A 267-nucleotide genomic window follows, 5' to 3' on the forward strand; every position below is an offset into this window, starting at 1 on the left:
GTTACAGTGCTCTCTCCATTACCGTCTACAACAACAACATCATGTCCTTGTGCATTAGTAGTTCTAGAGAATGAAATTTTCCCACCAAATGCTGCAACAGTTCTTCCATCAACTGTAATTGGTTTTGCACCATTATTTGTAACTTCATAAGTTACAACAGTTTGTGTAGTAATATGTTTCTTACCGTTTTGATCTGTTACTTGATAGTGGAAGTATGCATTTTCAGAATCAGTTAATGTAGAAATTTCTTTATAACCTTCTGCTGCT

1 protein-coding gene is annotated in these 267 nt (G+C 34.8%); it reads right to left on the reverse strand.

Going from position 1 to position 267, the window contains the following annotated elements:
- On the reverse strand, positions 1–267 hold a 267-nt coding region (locus R0J88_RS20625), incomplete at both ends, for a hypothetical protein (protein WP_410900970.1).

Source organism: Pseudoalteromonas sp. SIMBA_162 (genome assembly GCF_046535955.1).
GTDB classification, from domain to species: domain Bacteria; phylum Pseudomonadota; class Gammaproteobacteria; order Enterobacterales; family Alteromonadaceae; genus Pseudoalteromonas; species Pseudoalteromonas marina.